Consider the following 18625-nt stretch of genomic DNA (forward strand, 5'->3'; position numbering starts at 1 on the left):
GAACAGTAACGTCATAAAAACCCCGCCACCTTCGCGCCCATGTAAAATCTTGAAAAGTCGGAATACTTGTGTTATCCTAAATAGTATTGATTATATGGCAGATGTTGAAGTGTTGACAGCCTGCCAGGCACGAAATGGAATAATGGAAGAGGGCGGATTTCTGTGTCCGTTCCGAAAATGTGAAGAGGAGAATGGTATAATATGGCTGAATTGAAATATTTACTGGAACGTCTTTCGTACGAAACACTTTGCGGAAGCGTGGATATAGATGTAACGAAGGTTGTATATGATTCAAGGAAAGTAGAAGAGGGTTCTCTTTTTATATGTATAAAAGGTGCCGTTTCCGATGGGCATGAATTTGGAAAGCAGGCGGCTGAGAAAGGTGCAGCGGCCATCGTGATCGAGGATGATATCGAACTGCCGGAAGGCATAACGGTTATCAAAGTGAAGGACACCAGATATGCGCTGGCTCTCATTTCGGCGGCATATTTCGGGCATCCGGCAGAAAGCCTGAAGGTCATCGGCATTACGGGAACCAAGGGAAAGACCACGACCACCTACATGATCAAATCGATTCTTGAGAGCACCGGCCATAAGGTCGGACTGATTGGAACCATCGAGGCAATCATCGGCGACGAGGTGATTCCGGCTGCAAATACGACACCTGAATCCTACATCGTGCAGGAGTACTTCAGGAAAATGGTGGATGCAGGCTGTGACGCCGTGGTAATGGAGGTTTCCTCACAGGGGCTTATGATGCACCGAACTGCCGGGTTTGTTTTTGATATGGGAATCTTTACGAATATCGAGCCTGACCATATCGGGCCTAATGAGCATGAGAGCTTCGAAGACTATATGGCATGCAAAGGCCTGCTGTTCAGGCAGTGCCGCACGGGAATCATCAACAGGGATGACGTGCACTGGGAAAAGGTCATCGAGGGCCATACCTGTGAAATCGAGACTTTCGGATTTTCTAAGGAAGCTGACTTAAGGGCTGCAGATACAAAACTCGTTTCCCATCCTGGCTACCTGGGGATATCCTACAATGTGGAAGGGCTCATGAATTTCCCTGTGGAGATCGACATACCCGGAAAGTTCAGCGTCTACAACTCCCTTACGGCAATCGCAGTGTGCAGGCATTTCAACGTGCCGGTCGAAAATATACAGAAAGCCCTGAAGACCGCCCAGGTAAAGGGAAGAATCGAAATGGTAAAGGTGTCCGATGACTTCACCCTTATGATCGATTACGCACACAATGCAATGAGCCTGGAAAGCCTTCTTGGCACCCTCAGGGAATACAAGCCGGCCAGGCTGGTATGCCTCTTTGGATGCGGGGGAAACCGCTCGAAGCTTCGCCGGTATGAGATGGGAGAGGTCTCAGGAAGGCTTGCCGACCTGACAATCATCACATCCGACAATCCGAGATCCGAGGAGCCCCAGGATATCATTAACGACATCAAGACAGGAATCGAAAAGACAGACGGGAAATACATAGAAATCTGCGACCGCCGGGAAGCCATAGAATACGCAATCCGTAACGGGCAAAAAGGCGACGTCATCGTCCTCGCAGGAAAAGGCCATGAAGATTATCAGGAAATCAAGGGCGTCAAATATCCCATGGACGAGAGAATTATCATAAAGGAAATACTTGAAAAAGCGCACCTATGAAGGACGTAGTCCTGAATAGTTACCGAAAAAATCAAATAGCAGCCGCTTAAAGCACAGAAAAAAAGAAACCAGATAACAGCCGGTCACGGCACAGAGCAAACGGGAAGACAGGTGAGTCGGTGCAGAAGAAATATGCAGATATCATAGTAGACATATCACACGAGAAGCTCGACAGAACCTTCCAGTACGAAATACCCGGGGAACTGAGCGAACAGGCAGTCATAGGGGCGGCAGTGGAAATACCCTTCGGGAATGGCAACCGCATGATAAAAGGCTATATCGTGGGGCTGTCTGACAAGCCTGAGATAGAGGCTTACAGGATCAAGAAAATCGCAGACATAAAGCCGGAAGGCGTTAAGGTCGAAAGCCAGATGATCAAGCTTGCAGGATGGATCAAGGAAAATTACGGGTCCACTATGAACCAGGCCCTGAGGACGGTTGTTCCCATGAAGGAAAAGGTCAAGGCGAAGGAAAAACGCTGCATCATGCTTCTGGCTGACGAGGAAGAAGCTCACAGGCTGAAGGCCCAGTACGAAAAGAAGCACAGTACTGCAAAACTCAGGCTCCTGGAGGCGCTGATAGAAAATAAGACAATCAGTTATGAAACAGCAGCAAGGGACCTGAAGGTTTCGGCCACCGTGATCAAAGCTTTTGAAACAGAAAATATTGCGGAAGTCATTTCGGAAAACGTCTACAGGAACCCGGTCCGGGAGAGGGACCAGGATCAATATGACATCGAGCTGAATGCAGAACAGAAGTTTGTTGTGGAAGCCATCATGGATGACTACGATAAGGGGATCCATAAGACCTGCCTCATACACGGCATAACGGGAAGCGGCAAGACGGAAGTCTACATGGAGCTCATCGACAGAGTGCTTAAAAAAGGAAAGCAGGCAATCGTGCTGATTCCGGAAATCGCCCTGACCTACCAGACGGTCATGAGATTCTGCCAGAGGTTCGGGAACCGGGTATCGATCATAAATTCCAGGCTCTCCAAGGGAGAAAAGTACGATCAGATCCTGCGGGCTGAAAGAGGGGAGATCGATGTGATAATCGGTCCCAGATCCGCTCTTTTCACCCCTTTCAGAAATCTGGGCCTTATCGTGATCGACGAGGAGCATGAGGCGACCTATAAAAGCGAGACGATTCCCAAATACCATGCCAGAGAGACCGCAATCAAGAGGGCGGAGCTGGCCGGAGCTACAGTGGTCCTTGGGTCGGCGACCCCGTCGGTGGATGCCTATTACAGGGCGCAGAAGGGCGAGTACCGGCTGTTTGAAATAAATGCCAGGACAAATGAAGCGGAGCTCCCCGAGGTATATACCGTGGACCTGAGGGAAGAGCTGAAGTCCGGAAACAGATCGATACTCAGCCGGAAGCTCAGGGAGCTGATGGAGGACAGGCTGAGGAAGAAAGAACAGATCATCCTGTTCATAAACAGGAGGGGGTATGCAGGCTTCGTATCCTGCAGATCCTGCGGCCATGTGATGAAGTGCCCCCACTGCGATGTATCCCTGTCGGAGCACAGGAACGGAAAGCTGGTCTGCCACTACTGCGGACACGAGGAACCTTCGGTCAAAAAGTGTCCCGGCTGCGGATCTTCCTATATAGGTGGCTTCAGGGCGGGAACCCAGCAGATCGAGGATGTGGTAAAAAAGGAATATCCGGATGCCCGGGTCCTGAGGATGGATATGGACACCACCAGGGAAAAGGACGGCCATGAAAAGATACTTTCCGCATTCGCGGAAGGGAAGGCAGATGTGCTGGTAGGCACCCAGATGATCGTGAAAGGCCATGATTTCCCAAATGTAACCCTTGTGGGTGTTCTTGCGGCAGACCTTTCCCTTCATTCGAACGACTACCATGCGGGCGAACGGACCTTCCAGCTGCTGACCCAGGCTGCCGGCAGGGCAGGAAGAGGCGGAAAAGCCGGAGAGGTCGTGATACAGACCTACAGTCCGGACAACTACAGCGTGACTGCAGCCGCAAAACATGACTATGCCAGCTTTTACAGGGAAGAGATTGCATACCGGAGTCTGATGGGCTATCCGCCTGTTTCGAACATCCTGGCAGTGCTGGTTTCGTCAAAGAACAACGAAAAGGCTGCAGAGACGGCGGAATATCTCAAGCAGATGATCATAAGGGATTTTGCAGGAGAAAGGCTCAGGGTAATCGGCCCGGCCGATGAAAGCATTTCCAGGGTAAATGATTTTTATAAAAAGGTAATCTATATCAAAAACGAAGACTACACCCTTTTGACAAGGGTTAAGGATAATCTGGAAAAATACGCAGATGAAGGGGATTTGGGAAGGGAAGTGTATGTGCATTTCGATTTCAACCCCATGAACTCATATTAAAGGAGGATACAAAATGGCAATAAGAACTGTAAGAATTATGGGAGACGATGTATTAAGGAAAAAGGCAAGGGAAATAGATGAAGTGACGCCGAAAATCAGGACCCTGATCGACGATATGTTTGAAACCATGTACGACGCAATGGGAGTGGGCCTGGCGGCTCCACAGGTAGGAATGCTGAAGAGGATTGTCGTCATAAACACTGACGGAACGCCCTATGTGCTGATCAATCCCCGTATCGTGGAGGCTTCCGGCGAACAGACGGGAGATGAAGGCTGCCTCAGCGTGCCCGGAAAGGCTGGAACGGTTACCAGGCCGGATTATGTAAAGGCCATAGCATGCGACATCGACATGAAGGAATTCACCTTAGAGGGTACCGGACTGATGGCACGTGCAATCTGCCATGAAATTGACCATTTGGATGGAAAACTGTATGTGGACATGGTTGAAGGAGATCTTCACGAAGTCACATATGATGATGAAGACTAGGGGGTAGTACAATGAAAATCGTATTCATGGGAACACCCGATTTTTCAGTCGGGACATTGGAAAAGCTCATAGAAGCAGGACATGAAGTCCTGGCGGTGATCACCCAGCCTGATAAGCCAAAGGGCAGGGGAAAGGCCATGCAGCATACACCGGTCAAGGAGGCTGCCCTTCGCCATGGGATACCTGTCTACCAGCCGGTCAAAGTGAGGGAACCGGAATTCATAGAAATCCTGAAAGGCCTGAATCCTGAAGTGATCGTGGTTGTCGCTTTCGGACAGATCCTTCCAAAATCCATACTCGAAATGCCAAAATACGGCTGCGTGAACGTGCATGCATCCCTGCTTCCGAAGTACCGCGGTGCGGCTCCGATCAACTGGTCCATCATCGATGGAGAAGAAGTGACGGGAGTCACGACCATGAAGATGGATGTCGGGCTTGACACCGGCGACATGATCATGAAGACAGCAGTGACAATCGAAAAGGATGAGACAGCAGGCAGCCTTCATGACAAACTGAGCATGGCAGGCGCGCTTCTCTGCGTGGAGACCCTCAGGAAGCTTGAAGACGGGACAGCTGTCTTTGAAAAGCAGGATGACAGCCTTTCGAATTATGCGAAAATGCTGGATAAAAATCTGGGAAAGATTGATTGGAGAAATGATGCGGCTTATATCGAACGCCTGATCAGAGGGCTCAATCCATGGCCTTCCGCTTACAGCAGCTTTGAAGGGAAAACCCTGAAAATCTGGGCGGCCGAAGTAATCGAGGATGAGGCGGATGGTAAGGCCGGAGAAATCGTGGCTGTCACGAAAAACGGCATACAGGTTAAGACGGGAAAAGGGATCCTTGAAATCAGGGAGCTCCAGCTCGAAGGAAAGAAAAGGATGGAAGCAGGGGCTTTTTTAAGGGGTTATCCTGTCGCAATCGGAACAATTTTAGGATGACGTGAAAAGTAGAGTTTTGGAATCAATGTCCAGGACTTTACTTTTTGCACGTTATTATGGCCTGCGTGGGAAAAACACGGACAGGCAAAGGTCTAAAATAAATATTAAATAACAGTGAAAAGCAGGATTTTCTAAAATAACTGTTATATAATAGGAACTATTCGGAACTACTGCTTTGCAGGGTGAATTTTATAATCTCATATCAATTAAGGAGGAAATTTATGTTGAATATTTTAGGAGCTTATTATAACACTGGATACATGAACTATTGGGATCCAACCTATATTCTGGTAATCATAGGAGCGGTCATATCCCTGATCGCTTCAGCAAAGGTCAAAACGACATTCGCGAAATATTCGAAAGTTAGGAGCAAGGCCAGGATGACAGGCGCCGAGGCGGCCAAGAGGATCCTGAATGCTTCGGGAATCTACGGAGTCAGAATTGAAAGGGTGGCAGGCAGCCTGACGGATCACTACGACCCGAGAGACAAGGTCTTAAGGCTTTCCGACGCCGTTTACGGAGATACTTCCGTGGCAGCAATCGGGGTGGCAGCCCACGAGTGCGGACATGCGATTCAGGATGAAAAGGGTTATGCCCCTCTTGTATTGAGGAGCACCCTGGTTCCTGCGGCAAACTTCGGTTCGAAGGCCGCATGGCCTCTCATCATACTGGGCGTCGTAATGGGATCGCTGCAGCCGCTGATTTTCATCGGGATTCTGATGTTCTCGATTTCGGTACTGTTTACCCTGGTAACGCTCCCGGTAGAATTCAACGCTTCAAGAAGGGCCATCGCAGTCCTTGGAGATACGGACATTCTGAACCGCGAGGAATTGAAAGGCACGGAAAAGGTACTCACTGCAGCCGCACTTACCTATGTTGCCAGCGCGGCAGCGGCAATCCTTTCCCTCCTGAGGCTTATCCTGATATTTGGAGGAAGAGACCGTGACTAAATCAGTAAATTCAAGGGAGCTTATCCTCGGCATTTTGATGGATGTAACAAGGGACGGGGAATACAGCCATATCGCAATCCGAAATGTGCTGTCAAAGTACCAGTACCTGGACAAACAGGACAGGGCTTTCATCACGAGGATTACCGAAGGAACAATCGAGCAGATGATACTGCTCGATTACATCATAAACCAGTTTTCAACGGTGAAGGTCAATAAGATGAAGCCCGTAATCCGCAACATTCTCAGAAGCGCCGTATACCAGCTGAAGTTCATGGACAGCATACCGGCTTCGGCAATCTGCAATGAGGCTGTGAAGCTTGCAACTGCCAAAGGCTTCTCGAACCTGAAAGGGTTTGTAAACGGGGTTCTGAGAAATATCAGCAGGAACCTGGATGACATTATATATCCGGGTGAAGACGGGGATGAGATCCTGTATCTGTCTGTGAACTATTCCATGCCCGAATGGATTGTGAAAAAGTGGTATTCGGAATACGGGTTCCTGCAGACCAAAGCAATGCTTGAGAGCTTTCTCATGGATCGGAATACGAGCATAAGATGCAACCTGAACAAGATTTCGCCGGAAGATCTTATGAAGAGGCTGGAATCTGAACACGTGAAGGCGGAAAGATCCGAATATCTGGACTATGCCATTGAAATCAGCGGATATGACTACCTGAATGCGGTGCCTTCCTTCAGGGAGGGCCTTTTCCAGGTGCAGGATGTGAGCTCCATGCTGGTATCAGAGATAGCGGCCCCCAAAAAGGATGACTATGTAATAGATGTCTGTGCCGCACCCGGAGGAAAATCCCTCCACATCGCTGAAAAGCTGGCCGGAACAGGCCATGTGGAAGCCAGGGACCTTACGGAATACAAAGCAGGCATGATAAGAGAAAACATAGAACGGGCAGGAGCATTGAATATTGAAGCAATGGTCGCGGACGCCTGCGTATTCGACAAAGAATCAGTGGAAAAAGCGGATATACTGATCGCAGACCTGCCATGCTCCGGACTCGGCGTAATCGGACGAAAGACAGACATTAAGTATAAGATGACTCCTGAGAAGCAGAAGGAGCTTGTACAGCTTCAGAGAAAAATTCTGGGTACTGTAAAGGATTACGTGAAAAAAGGCGGAACGCTGATTTACAGCACCTGCACAATCAATCCCGAAGAAAATCTTGAAAACGTTAAATGGTTCACGCAGGAATATCCGTTTACGATGGAATCGATTGATCCATATATCTGTGAAAAACTGCAGTCTGTGGAAACAAAACAGGGGTACCTGCAGATGCTTCCGGGAATACATCACGGCGACGGATTTTTTATCGCAAGACTGAAAAGGAATGAATAAGGATGGAAAAGATAGACATTAAATCATTGAACCTGAACGAACTCCAGGATGAAATGAAGGAGATCGGGGACAAGCCCTTCAGGGGAAAACAGATATACCAGTGGCTCCATGTCAGGCTTGTTGAGAATTTCAGCGACATGACGAATATTTCGAGGGAACTTCAGGAGAAGCTGGACGCCCGCTATCACCTGACGGCACTGAAGCCTGTAGAGGTCCAGATTTCAAAAATAGATGGAACAAGCAAATACCTTTTCAAGCTCGAGGATGGAAATGTCATAGAAAGCGTGCTTATGAAGTACAAGCATGGAAATTCCGTGTGCATCTCGTCCCAGGTCGGCTGCAGGATGGGGTGCCGTTTCTGCGCCTCCACGATCGGAGGTCTCGAGAGGAGCCTGACGGCTTCTGAGATGCTCGATCAGATATACAGAATACAGAGCGATTCCGGAGAGAGGGTGTCGAATGTTGTGGTCATGGGAACAGGCGAACCCCTTGACAATTACGACAACCTGCTCAAATTCATACATCTCCTTTCTGACGAGAATGGCCTGAACATCAGCCAGAGGAATATCACCGTATCGACCTGCGGCATCGTTCCTAAAATCAGGGAACTGGCAGACGAGAACCTGCAGATCACCCTCGCTCTTTCTTTACATGCTTCAAACGATGAAAAACGAAAGGCGCTTATGCCGATTGCCTTCAAATACACACTGAAGGAAGTGCTTGATGCATGCAGGTATTATTTTGCCAAAACGGGAAGAAGGATCACCTTTGAATACAGCCTTGTCGGAGGGGTAAATGATACCGACCGTGATGCGAAGGAACTGATTGCTTTGATCAAGGATATAAACTGCCATGTAAACCTGATTCCGGTCAATCCCATAAAGGAAAGAGATTTTGTCCAGTCACAGAAGAAGGTGATTGAGAATTTCAAAAATAAACTTGAAAAAAATGGGATAAATGTTACTATAAGAAGGGAAATGGGCAGGGATATAGACGGTGCCTGCGGCCAGTTAAGAAAGAGCTTTGCCGACCGGGCAGAGAAGAAAGGTGAAGAAAAGTAATGAAGTCATTTTCGATTACAGATGTTGGGAAAAAACGCAAAATGAACCAGGATTATGTATTCACTGCTGATTATTCAATCGGAAATCTTCCGAATTTATTTATAGTAGCAGACGGGATGGGCGGACACAATGCAGGCGATTTTGCCTCCAAGTACACTGCGGAAACCCTTCTTGAAGCTGTCAGAAGCAGCCAGGAGAAAACGCCGGTTAAGATCATGGAAGAGGCTATTCAAAAAGCAAACAGAAGCCTCATAGAAAAAGCAGAAGAAGACCAGAACCTTGCAGGCATGGGGACGACTCTGGTTGCTGCAACAATCGCAGAGGGCTGCCTTTATATCGCCAATGTTGGAGACAGCAGGCTTTATGTAGTCGGTAAGGAGATCAGGCAGATCACCAGAGACCATTCCCTTGTGGAGGAGATGGTCCGCATGGGTGAAATCAGGCGGGAAGATGCCAGAAGCCATCCGGATAAGAATATCATCACCAGGGCGATCGGAGCAGGCAGCGATGTGACTGCTGATTTTTTTGAAGTCGATCTGGAAAACGGAGACATGATTCTGATGTGCACCGATGGGCTGACAAATATGATGGAAGATGAAATGATTATGGAAATCATGAAAAAGCCAGCTGATCTGGGAGCCAAAGCAGAGGAACTCGTTGAGACAGCTAACAGGAACGGCGGAAAAGACAACATCGCCGTATTGATAATAGAACCATTTTCAGGTGAGGTGAACAGATGTTAAGAGAAGGAATTTTGCTGGGCGGCAGATATGAGATTATCGGACAGATTGGCTCAGGCGGAATGGCAGTGGTGTACAAAGCCAAAGACCATAAACTGGGAAGGTTTGTGGCGGTCAAAGTACTGAAGCGCGAGTTCAGCGAGGATCAGAATTTCGTGCAGAAATTCAAGGTCGAAGCCCAGTCGGCAGCAGGACTTGTGAATGCAAATATCGTCAATGTTTTCGACGTCGGAAATGACGGCGATGTCTATTATATCGTAATGGAACTTGTTGAGGGAATTACGTTAAAAGAATACATCCAGAAGAAAGTCAGATTATCTGTAAATGAAGCTGTCAGCATCGCAATCCAGGTTGCCATGGGAATTGAAGCAGCTCATAAGAACCATATCATACACAGGGATATCAAGCCCCAGAATATCGTTATTTCAAAAGAAGGAAAAGTCAAGGTGACGGATTTCGGAATTGCCCGGGCCGCATCTTCGGAAACGATCGTCTCCAACGTCATGGGATCTGTCCACTATACATCCCCGGAACAGGCAAGAGGCGGATACTGCGATGAAAAGAGCGATATTTATTCTCTGGGAATCACCATTTATGAAATGCTTACGGGAAAGCTTCCCTTTGACGGGGATACGACGGTGAACGTTGCGATCAAGCATCTGCAGGAAGAAATTGAGCCGCCAAGGACGTTTGTTCCGGATATACCAGTCAGCCTCGAGAAGATTGTTCTGAAATGTACCCAGAAAAGCCCGGACAGAAGATATGCGGATGCAGCAGAGCTGATCTCAGATCTGAAACAGTCTCTTGTGGAGCCGGAAGGGGATTTTGTTAAGATAATCCCAATCAACAATTACGGACAGACCAGGACGATGACTCCCCAGGAAGTTGCAGATATCAAGAAAGAAACGGGCAGAATCAGCCTGGGAGACGAACCAGGGCTTTATGAGGAAAATCCGGAGGAGGAAGAGGACGCAGACATCAATCCGAAACTGGAGAGACTCATGACTGTTCTGGGAATAGTCGCTGCGCTGATCATCGCATCCATCGCAATCTACCTTGCAGGAAGCGCCGCCGGACTTTTTAAACACAGCAGTTCACCGAAAAAGGAAACGACGCAGCAGGAAACAGAGAAGGAAGAGACTGAAGAAAACGGCGATATTGTTGAAATGCCAGATCTTGCAGGCATGACAGTGGATGAAGCTACGGAGGTCCTCAACAAACTCGGACTTGGAATCAAGGTCGATTCCTATGAATTTTCAGAAACATTTGAACCGGATACCATAATCAGCCAGGATATAGCCGAAGGTGAAGAGGTTGAGAAAAACACCACAATCAAAGTGGTGGTAAGCGAAGGTACGGAGGTTTTTGATCTTCCTTCAGTGGCAGGCCTGGAAGAAGAAGCTGCAAAAAACAAACTGGAGGACAACGGGCTGACCGTGAAAAGGGAATATGAGTATGACGATTCGGTGGAAACAGGATGCGTGATCTCAAGTTCTCCGAAGGCAGGAACGAGCGTTAAAGAAGGCGACACTGTAACGCTTATCGTCAGCAGGGGTAAAGAAGTGGTCGAAGCTTCGGTTCCGGACATCAAAAATCTCAGCGAGTCAGATGCGAGAGCTAAGATTACGGCAGCGGGCCTGACGGTCGGAACTGTGTCGGAGGCAAACAGCGAAACGGTTGCCGAAGGCCGGGTGATCAGCCAGAGCCCTGCAGGCGGGGCGACCCTGGAGAAAGGGAAGACGGTTGACTTTGTACTCAGCCTTGGACCTGAAGATGTACCGGAAGTGGCATATGATGTCACAATAGAAATCGACAGCATCGAATTTCCTGAGGGAATGACGGATGCGGCTGTAATCATCCAGTTTAGCCAGACCTCTCTGGATGGATCAAAGGTAGTAAAAGAACTTTACAGCGGCACCACCAGCGATGCATCTTCCATACCGTCAACCTACACGGTTGCCGGACTTCCTGGAGTAACTACGGGAACGGTCAGTGCATTTATGAACGGAAAGTCCGTCAGTGTAACTTACGGATTGACCTTCAAAGAAGTGAATTGATATGCAGGGGAAGATAATTAAAGGGATTGCCGGATTCTATTACGTCCACGTTGCGGGAGCCGGAGTCTACGAATGCAAAGCAAAGGGCATCTTCAGAAAACAGAAGATAAAGCCCCTGGTTGGAGATAACGTGGCCATCGATATCCTCGACGAAGCTGAGAAAAAAGGAAATATCAATGACATCCTTCCGAGAAAAAATGAACTTATACGGCCGGCGGTCGCAAACGTCGATCAGGCCCTGGTGATTTTTGCCATAACAAGGCCCAGCCCGAACTTCAACCTTCTTGACCGGTTTCTCATAACCATGGAGAGGCAGGGGGTCGAGACCATTATCTGCTTCAATAAGAAGGACATTGCCCAGGACAGTGAAATTGAGCAGCTTCAGGACATATACAGGAAATGCGGCTACAGGATCGTATTTACAAGCACGGTGGATGGAGTGGGACTGGACAAGTTAAAGGAGCTGATGGAAGACAGGACTACGGTTGTGGCAGGACCATCAGGCGTTGGCAAGTCATCCATTATAAACATACTTCAGCCGAAAGCCGGAATGGAGACAGGCGGGTTAAGCGAGAAGATCGAAAGAGGAAAACATACCACCCGCCATTCGGAAATCATCAATATTGAAGGAAATACCTATATTATGGATACGCCGGGATTCAGTTCCCTGGCACTGCTTGATTTCACCAAAGAGGAGCTCAGGGATTATTTCATCGAGTTTGAGGAATATGAGCCTGCATGCAGATTTCAGGGCTGCAGCCATATCAATGAACCTGACTGCGGAGTGAAGGCAGCCCTGGAAGCTGGGGATATCAGCAGAACAAGATACAGCAACTATGTTGAAATGTACAATGAATTAAAAGACCAAAGGAGATATTAGCATGTTAATAATGGCACCGTCGATTTTATCGGCAGATTTCAAGAACCTTGGAGAAGATTTAAGAAGAATAGACAAAGCTGGAGCTGAATATGTCCATGTTGATGTCATGGATGGGGAGTTCGTACCAAGCATCTCGCTTGGAATGCCCGTGATCAAGTCGGCAAGAAGCGCGACTGACAGGGTTTTCGATGTGCATCTGATGGTAAACAATCCGGAAAGATACATCGATGATTTTGTGGAGTGCGGAGCAGATCTGATAACGATCCATGCGGAAGCCTGCAACCATCTAGACAGGACCATCAACCAGATCAAGGACAAGGGAGTCAAGGTAGGAGTATCGCTGAATCCAGCTACGCCACTGTGTGTTCTGGACTATGTCCTGGACAAGCTTGACATGGTCCTGATCATGTGCGTGAACCCGGGATTCGGCGGACAGAAGTACATAGAAAGCTCAACGAGAAAGATTAAAGAGCTGAAAAAAATGATTGATGACAGAAATCTTGAAACTGATATCCAGGTTGACGGCGGCGTTACTGTTGACAACGTAAGGATGATAATCGAAGCAGGCGCCAATATTATCGTAGCAGGTTCGTCGGTATTTAACGGCAACATTGAGGAAAATATGGAAAAATTCCTTGCAATCTTTAAGGAATACGAGAAATAGGGAGCTTGCCATGAAGACTCTGATTGTGAGCGGAGGCAGCATCAACCGTGAATTTGCGCTGGACTTCTGTGCCGGGCAGGAGTGGGACCGAATCATAGGCGTAGATGCAGGAACGGAGTTCCTGTTCAGGAATGGTCTTCTTCCGACTGATCTGGTAGGGGATTTCGATACCATATCCAGAGAAGTGATGGACAACTACCAGGACAGGCCGGATGTAAACATAAGAAGATACAGGCCGGAAAAAGACGTGACGGATACCCAGGCGGCAGTTGAGCTTGCCCTTGAATACGGGAGCAGCGAGATTTATATAATCGGCGGACTGGGCGGAAGGATGGATCACACCCTTGCCAATATCAATATTCTGACAATTCCCCTCGAACACGGCGTCCCCTGCTATCTCGTGGACGAAAGCAACAAAATCTGCCTTCTGGACCATGGAATGGTGCTGAAAAAGTCGGATCAGTACGGGAAATACGTTTCCTTCCTGCCGCATACGACAGAAGTGAAAGGCCTCACGCTGAAAGGCTTCAAATATCCTCTGACCAACCACACCCTTACCTGCAGGGACAGCCTGGGCGTCAGCAATGAAATCGCAGAAGAGGCGGCGGAGGCGGACTTTTCGGAAGGCATACTGATCATGATTCAGTCGAGGGACTGGAAAGACAGATAAAAATCAGGGAAAAGACAGAAAGCCCTAACGGAAACGTCATGACAGAAAAAAATGTAACAGAAAAAGTTATAATAAAAAAACGCAATAGAAAAAGTTATAACAGAAAAAGCGCATATCAGAATGATATGCGCTTTTTCTGTCAGTTGACAGGATTTTATACGTTGAATCTGAACAGAATGACATCTCCGTCCTTAACCACATATTCCTTGCCTTCAAGCCTTACGAGGCCTTTTTCCTTGGCTGCCGCATAGGAGCCGGCATTCAAGAGTTCCTGGTAGTTTACGACTTCGGCGCGGATGAATCCACGTTCAAAATCGGAGTGGATTTTCCCGGCAGCTCCCGGAGCTTTGGTTCCCCGTGTGATTGTCCAGGCCCTTGTTTCCTGTTCTCCGGCAGTCAGGTAGCTGATGAGGCCTAGGATGTGGTAGCTTGCTTTGATGAGCTTTTCAAGGCCTGACTCTTCAAGTCCCAGTTCCTCAAGGAACATCTTCTTTTCGTCTTCTTCAAGCTCTGCGATTTCCTGTTCGATCTGCGCGCAGATTACAAACACTTCGCTGTCTTCAGAAGCGGCATACTCTCTGACTTTCTTCACGAAATCATTGGATGCGCCGTCGTCTGCGAGATCATCTTCCATTACGTTTGCAGCAAAGATGACAGGTTTGTAGGTGAGGAGGTTGAATGACTTCAGTAATTCCAGTTCCTCATCATCGTCAGTCTCAAAGCTTTTTGCAAGCTTGCCTGCTTCAAGATGTTCCTTGATCCTTGTAAGGAGATCGAGTTCCTTGGCAAGCGTTTTGTCATTCTTTGCGCCCTTTGCTGTCTTGGAGATACGTCTTTCGAGGATGTCGATATCTGAAAAAATCAGCTCGAAGTTGATTGTTTCGATGTCGCGAAGCGGATTTACGTTTCCGTCGACATGAACGACATTGGCGTCTTCGAAGCAGCGAACTACATGCACGATGGCATCAACTTCGCGGATGGTTGACAGGAACTGGTTTCCAAGGCCTTCGCCCTTAGATGCTCCTTTTACAAGACCTGCAATATCGACGAATTCGATTACGGCAGGAAGAATCCTTTTTGATTTGTAAAGGTCTGAGAGGAGCTGCAGCCTTTCGTCAGGAACAGTAACGATTCCTACGTTAGGGTCTATGGTACAGAACGGATAGTTTGCTGATTCTGCTCCAGCTTTTGTTAATGAGTTGAATAAGGTGCTTTTTCCAACGTTGGGCAAGCCCACGATACCTAATTTCATGATTAATCCCTTTCTATGACGAATTATTTATTATGATTGTTTAACAGTAATGTTTTGCAAACATGTTTCAGACGGCAGCCAGACATTCCTGCGCCGTATTGCTGACCGGTTTTTACACCTAGTACAGTTTAGCATATTTCGAAGAAAAATCAAGAGGATTTAGGCATAAGCTTAGCAGTCCAGTCAGAAATGGAATATCAGCTTTGACATTGATTTTTAGTGGTTGAAAGAGTAAAATGAAAAGTAACTGTTCAGAACCCCTGTCTCGCAAGGTGTTTTTATGCTGGTTGTGCAAGGGCAAAATTGTGGGTTCTGCAAGCTGTGTGAACCATATCCGGTTATAAAGGACATCGCCGGGATTGATGCAGACAGAGTTCGGAATGAAAAAATGAAGGCAGAAGAGGAGACCATATTGATGAATGGAATGATTAGATTTCCCAATCTTGGGATAGAGCTTGAAAACGTAGGTAAAACAATTTCCCTGTTCGGATTTGAAATTGCCTATTACGGCATCATAATAGGGCTGGCTATGCTTGTGGGGATTTTCCTGGCAGAGCGGGATGGAAAGGCTACGGGGCAGAATCCTGAGAATTATACGGATTATGCCATTTACTGCATCATTTTCTCAATCATTGGGGCAAGGCTGTATTATGTGATGTTCGCCTGGGAAAATTATAAAGACAACCTCTTAAGCATTTTCAACCTGAGAGAAGGTGGCCTTGCCATATACGGCGGCGTCATTGCAGCAGTGATAACACTGTTTGTGTTTGCAAGAATCAGGAAGCTGTCCTTCTGGCAGATGGCAGATTCGGGCTGCATCGGACTGGTCGCAGGCCAGATCATCGGAAGATGGGGTAATTTTTTTAACAGAGAGGCGTTTGGCGGATATACGGAAAACTTTTTTGCAATGCAGATTCCGCTGACGGATGTAAGAAACTCGGATCTGACGGCAGAGATCCTGGAGAATATCAAGAACATCGGCGGTATCGAGTTTATCCAGGTGCATCCTACGTTCCTGTATGAGTCCCTTTGGAATCTTGGGGTGCTGATTTTCATACTCTGGTACAGGAGAAAGAAAAAGTTCCATGGTGAAGTGTTTCTCATCTACCTGCTGGGATACGGAATCGGCCGTGCATGGATAGAAGGCCTGCGCACTGACCAGCTTCTGATTCCCGTTCTGGGGCTTCCTGTTTCCCAGGTTCTCGCGGGAGTGCTTGTAGTTGTTGCGGCAGTGCTGATCGCGGTCAACAGAAAAAGGGCAAAAACCAGCGAAAACAGCTAAAATATGAAAAAACAGCTCCGGGAACCTACCGTTCCCGGAGCTGTTTTTTTGAAAAAAATTCCTAATACTATTGCTATTTCCCTATCGTTAGGCTAAAATATCTTTATAAGTGGTGAGAAGTGGTAGAAAGTGGTAGATAATGGCGAAGATGTGGCAGCAAGTGGCATACCATTTTGAAAGAGGGTGCAGCTAGATGTTTATGGGCGAATACAATCATACGATTGATTCAAAGGGCAGACTGATTATCCCTTCCAAATTCAGAGAAGTATTAGGTGATGAATTTGTAATAACAAAGGGATTGGATGGCTGTCTGTTCGTGTACCCAAATGACGAATGGCAGGCTTTCGAAGAGAAACTGAGAACACTTCCGCTTACCAATAAAGATGCAAGGCAGTTTTCAAGATTTTTCCTGGCCGGAGCGGCAGCCTGTGAAGTCGATAAGCAGGGAAGGATTCTGCTTCCGATGGTTCTGAGGGAATTTGCAGAACTGGAAAAAGACGTGGTTCTCGTGGGCGTCCTGAGCAGGATCGAAATCTGGAGCAAAGCCAGATGGGAAAACAGCAATGTATTTGACGACATGGACGAGATTGCAGAACATATGGCAGATTTAGGACTGAGCATATAGAAACATGCGGGGATTTAACGGACAGCCGGAAGAGGCATCCCAAAAACCTGACATCAGGAGGATAAACATGAGTTTTGAACATAAATCTGTACTATTAGATGAGACGATAGAAAATCTGAATATAAAACCGGACGGAATCTATGTGGATGGCACCCTTGGAGGCGGCGGGCATGCATGGCATGTGTGCAGCAGGCTTTCGGAAAAGGGACGGTTCATAGGGATCGACCAGGACGAGGCGGCAATCAAAGCAGCCGGCAAGAGGCTTGAGGAGTTCGGTGACAAGGTTACGATCATAAGAAGCAATTACTGTGACATGAAAGAAAAGCTTCATGAAATCGGAATAGATAAAGTGGATGGAATATTGCTGGATCTTGGAGTTTCATCCTACCAGCTGGATACAGTTGAAAGGGGCTTCACCTACAGGGAAGACACGGCTCTTGACATGAGGATGGACCAGCGGCAGGACAAGACAGCAAGGGATATCGTGAATGACTACAGTGAATTCGACCTGTACCGCATAATCCGGGACTACGGCGAAGATAAATTTGCAAAAAACATTGCCAAGCATATAGCGAGAGCGAGAAAAGAAAAGCCGATTGAAACAACGGGGGAACTCATCGAAATCATCAAGGGAGCGATTCCGATGAAGCTGTGGATCAACAGCGGGCATCCGGCCAAGAAGACTTTCCAGGCACTCCGGATAGAGCTCAACAGGGAACTGGAAGTCCTGAAGAATTCCCTTGACGAGATGATAGATATCCTGAATGAAGATGGCAGGATATGCATCATAACATTCCATTCACTGGAAGACAGAATCGTGAAGACGATTTTCAGAAAAAACGAGAATCCTTGTACATGTCCAAGCGACTTTCCGATATGCGTTTGCGGGAACAAGTCAAAGGGCAGGGTCGTGACAAGAAAGCCAATCGCGCCTGGTGAAGAAGAGATCGCAGAAAACAAAAGAGCGAAAAGTTCAAAATTAAGAGTTTTTGAAAAACATGAAAACAGATGATTCATATAGACAAAATCAGCTTATTTGCAGAAACAGACGGCTGAAAGCATCCGGTTGACAGCAGGGAATATTGATCGGAAATACTACATGCAGGGGGAGAAACAATATGTCGGCAGTTCAGAGAAACAGGTATATGACAGAAAGAAATACGGGTTATGTAAATGGAAATGTTGTCAGACAGCATGCTGTTCCGTTAAGGGAACAGAGAATCGGTGAAATTGAGAAGGATGAGTCACGCAGAAGGGCCGCAAACAGAAACAGAGAGAAAGCACTGCAGATGAATGCCGGCTATGTATTCTTTTTGGCAATCGCAACTATCATCACACTGTCAGCTTCTACGCTTTATCTGATGTTCCAGTCTGATATCACAAACAAAATTTCCAATATCGCAACCCTGGAAAGCCAGCTTGCTGATTTGAAATCAGATAATGACGAGGCTTATGGCAGAGTAACCCGTTCTGTGGATCTGGAATATGTAAAGCAGGTCGCGATCGGTGAACTTGGAATGGTTTATGCAAGTGAGGAGCAGGTAGTGCTCTATGAAAGCACAGAAGATGATTACGTCAGGCAGTATGCAGACATCCCTTCAGATGAGAAGTCCGGCCTTTCATCTTTGTTGAAATAGAAGCAG

The 18625-nt window shown here is 47.4% G+C and carries 17 protein-coding genes; 16 read left to right on the forward strand and 1 reads right to left on the reverse strand.

The genetic code is table 11. From position 1 onward, the window contains the following. Nucleotides 1–201: 201 nt before the first annotated feature. The 12 genes from BJR36_RS12345 to BJR36_RS12400 all read left to right on the forward strand — a co-directional run bounded on the left by BJR36_RS12345 (nucleotide 202) and on the right by BJR36_RS12400 (nucleotide 13823). Nucleotides 202–1668 (forward strand): UDP-N-acetylmuramoyl-L-alanyl-D-glutamate--2,6-diaminopimelate ligase, encoded by a 1467-nt coding sequence (locus BJR36_RS12345; protein ID WP_091234791.1) that lies wholly within the window; start codon nucleotides 202–204, stop codon nucleotides 1666–1668. A 119-nt stretch (nucleotides 1669–1787) separates the two neighbouring features. Continuing rightward, complete coding sequence (gene priA, locus BJR36_RS12350) at nucleotides 1788–4025, forward strand: replication restart helicase PriA (RefSeq protein WP_091234794.1); 2238 nt, start codon at nucleotides 1788–1790, stop codon at nucleotides 4023–4025. Nucleotides 4026–4038: 13 nt separating this feature from the next. Further along, complete coding sequence (gene def, locus BJR36_RS12355) at nucleotides 4039–4512, forward strand: peptide deformylase (protein WP_091234797.1); 474 nt, start codon at nucleotides 4039–4041, stop codon at nucleotides 4510–4512. An 11-nt stretch (nucleotides 4513–4523) separates the two neighbouring features. Further along, nucleotides 4524–5453: a methionyl-tRNA formyltransferase gene (gene fmt / locus BJR36_RS12360; protein ID WP_091234799.1), complete on the forward strand. Its 930-nt coding sequence runs from the start codon at nucleotides 4524–4526 to the stop codon at nucleotides 5451–5453. A 221-nt stretch (nucleotides 5454–5674) separates the two neighbouring features. After that, complete coding sequence (locus tag BJR36_RS12365; RefSeq protein ID WP_091234801.1) at nucleotides 5675–6403, forward strand: zinc metallopeptidase; 729 nt, start codon at nucleotides 5675–5677, stop codon at nucleotides 6401–6403. Next, a complete protein-coding gene (gene rsmB, locus BJR36_RS12370; RefSeq protein WP_091234804.1) occupies nucleotides 6396–7751 on the forward strand; it encodes a 16S rRNA (cytosine(967)-C(5))-methyltransferase RsmB in 1356 nt (451 codons plus the stop codon). Before BJR36_RS12365 ends, rsmB begins: the two co-directional genes overlap by 8 nt. A 2-nt stretch (nucleotides 7752–7753) precedes the next feature. After that, nucleotides 7754–8812 carry a dual-specificity RNA methyltransferase RlmN gene (gene rlmN, locus BJR36_RS12375; protein WP_091234806.1) on the forward strand — a complete coding sequence of 353 codons (1059 nt, stop codon included), beginning with the start codon at nucleotides 7754–7756 and terminating at the stop codon, nucleotides 8810–8812. Then, nucleotides 8812–9555, forward strand: coding sequence for a Stp1/IreP family PP2C-type Ser/Thr phosphatase (locus BJR36_RS12380; protein ID WP_091234809.1), 744 nt, complete (start codon nucleotides 8812–8814; stop codon nucleotides 9553–9555). The genes rlmN and BJR36_RS12380 overlap by 1 nt, the downstream gene beginning before the upstream one ends. Next, the gene (gene pknB, locus BJR36_RS12385; RefSeq protein WP_091234811.1) at nucleotides 9549–11609 is read left to right on the forward strand and encodes a Stk1 family PASTA domain-containing Ser/Thr kinase; all 2061 of its coding nucleotides are present in this window, start codon (nucleotides 9549–9551) and stop codon (nucleotides 11607–11609) included. Before BJR36_RS12380 ends, pknB begins: the two co-directional genes overlap by 7 nt. 1 nt (nucleotide 11610) lies before the next feature. Then, nucleotides 11611–12489, forward strand: a complete 879-nt coding sequence (rsgA, locus tag BJR36_RS12390; RefSeq protein ID WP_091234814.1) for a ribosome small subunit-dependent GTPase A — start codon at nucleotides 11611–11613, stop codon at nucleotides 12487–12489. 1 nt (nucleotide 12490) lies between these two features. Beyond that, nucleotides 12491–13153 carry a ribulose-phosphate 3-epimerase gene (gene rpe, locus BJR36_RS12395; protein WP_091234817.1) on the forward strand — a complete coding sequence of 221 codons (663 nt, stop codon included), beginning with the start codon at nucleotides 12491–12493 and terminating at the stop codon, nucleotides 13151–13153. A 10-nt stretch (nucleotides 13154–13163) separates the two neighbouring features. Then, the gene (locus BJR36_RS12400; RefSeq protein WP_091234820.1) at nucleotides 13164–13823 is read left to right on the forward strand and encodes a thiamine diphosphokinase; all 660 of its coding nucleotides are present in this window, start codon (nucleotides 13164–13166) and stop codon (nucleotides 13821–13823) included. A 154-nt stretch (nucleotides 13824–13977) separates the two neighbouring features. Here the strand turns inward: BJR36_RS12400 and ychF are convergent, their stop codons facing one another. Then, nucleotides 13978–15075, reverse strand: a complete 1098-nt coding sequence (gene ychF / locus BJR36_RS12405) for a redox-regulated ATPase YchF (RefSeq protein WP_091234822.1) — start codon at nucleotides 15073–15075, stop codon at nucleotides 13978–13980. Between the two features lie 415 nt (nucleotides 15076–15490). Here ychF and lgt point away from each other — a divergent pair, with 415 nt between their 5' ends. The 4 genes from lgt to BJR36_RS12425 all read left to right on the forward strand — a co-directional run bounded on the left by lgt (nucleotide 15491) and on the right by BJR36_RS12425 (nucleotide 18619). Continuing rightward, nucleotides 15491–16357, forward strand: coding sequence for a prolipoprotein diacylglyceryl transferase (gene lgt / locus BJR36_RS12410; protein WP_091234973.1), 867 nt, complete (start codon nucleotides 15491–15493; stop codon nucleotides 16355–16357). Nucleotides 16358–16550: 193 nt separating this feature from the next. After that, on the forward strand, nucleotides 16551–16982 hold the full coding sequence (gene mraZ, locus BJR36_RS12415) for a division/cell wall cluster transcriptional repressor MraZ (protein ID WP_091234825.1): 432 nt from the start codon (nucleotides 16551–16553) through the stop codon (nucleotides 16980–16982). A 67-nt stretch (nucleotides 16983–17049) separates the two neighbouring features. Next, nucleotides 17050–17994, forward strand: a complete 945-nt coding sequence (rsmH, locus tag BJR36_RS12420) for a 16S rRNA (cytosine(1402)-N(4))-methyltransferase RsmH (RefSeq protein WP_091234828.1) — start codon at nucleotides 17050–17052, stop codon at nucleotides 17992–17994. Between the two features lie 106 nt (nucleotides 17995–18100). Then, nucleotides 18101–18619 (forward strand): cell division protein FtsL, encoded by a 519-nt coding sequence (locus BJR36_RS12425; protein WP_207648866.1) that lies wholly within the window; start codon nucleotides 18101–18103, stop codon nucleotides 18617–18619. The last annotated feature ends 6 nt before the right edge of the window (nucleotides 18620–18625 follow it).

Origin of the sequence: Anaerobium acetethylicum, from assembly GCF_900096945.1 — a bacterium.
Taxonomy (GTDB): Bacteria; Bacillota; Clostridia; order Lachnospirales; family Lachnospiraceae; genus Anaerobium; species Anaerobium acetethylicum.

What these genes read in the sequence shown, in the direction of transcription:
- fmt (WP_091234799.1), top strand. Translation starts at nt 4,524, where the DNA reads ATGAAAATCGTATTCATGGGAACACCCGATTTTTCAGTCGGGACATTG.
- BJR36_RS12365 (WP_091234801.1), top strand. Translation starts at nt 5,675, where the DNA reads ATGTTGAATATTTTAGGAGCTTATTATAACACTGGATACATGAACTAT.
- BJR36_RS12425 (WP_207648866.1), top strand. Translation starts at nt 18,101, where the DNA reads ATGTCGGCAGTTCAGAGAAACAGGTATATGACAGAAAGAAATACGGGT.
- pknB (WP_091234811.1), top strand. Translation starts at nt 9,549, where the DNA reads ATGTTAAGAGAAGGAATTTTGCTGGGCGGCAGATATGAGATTATCGGA.
- ychF (WP_091234822.1), bottom strand. Translation starts at nt 15,075, where the DNA reads ATGAAATTAGGTATCGTGGGCTTGCCCAACGTTGGAAAAAGCACCTTA.
- rsmH (WP_091234828.1), top strand. Translation starts at nt 17,050, where the DNA reads ATGAGTTTTGAACATAAATCTGTACTATTAGATGAGACGATAGAAAAT.
- BJR36_RS12345 (WP_091234791.1), top strand. Translation starts at nt 202, where the DNA reads ATGGCTGAATTGAAATATTTACTGGAACGTCTTTCGTACGAAACACTT.
- def (WP_091234797.1), top strand. Translation starts at nt 4,039, where the DNA reads ATGGCAATAAGAACTGTAAGAATTATGGGAGACGATGTATTAAGGAAA.
- rlmN (WP_091234806.1), top strand. Translation starts at nt 7,754, where the DNA reads ATGGAAAAGATAGACATTAAATCATTGAACCTGAACGAACTCCAGGAT.
- BJR36_RS12400 (WP_091234820.1), top strand. Translation starts at nt 13,164, where the DNA reads ATGAAGACTCTGATTGTGAGCGGAGGCAGCATCAACCGTGAATTTGCG.
- lgt (WP_091234973.1), top strand. Translation starts at nt 15,491, where the DNA reads ATGAATGGAATGATTAGATTTCCCAATCTTGGGATAGAGCTTGAAAAC.
- rsgA (WP_091234814.1), top strand. Translation starts at nt 11,611, where the DNA reads ATGCAGGGGAAGATAATTAAAGGGATTGCCGGATTCTATTACGTCCAC.
- BJR36_RS12380 (WP_091234809.1), top strand. Translation starts at nt 8,812, where the DNA reads ATGAAGTCATTTTCGATTACAGATGTTGGGAAAAAACGCAAAATGAAC.
- rpe (WP_091234817.1), top strand. Translation starts at nt 12,491, where the DNA reads ATGTTAATAATGGCACCGTCGATTTTATCGGCAGATTTCAAGAACCTT.
- mraZ (WP_091234825.1), top strand. Translation starts at nt 16,551, where the DNA reads ATGTTTATGGGCGAATACAATCATACGATTGATTCAAAGGGCAGACTG.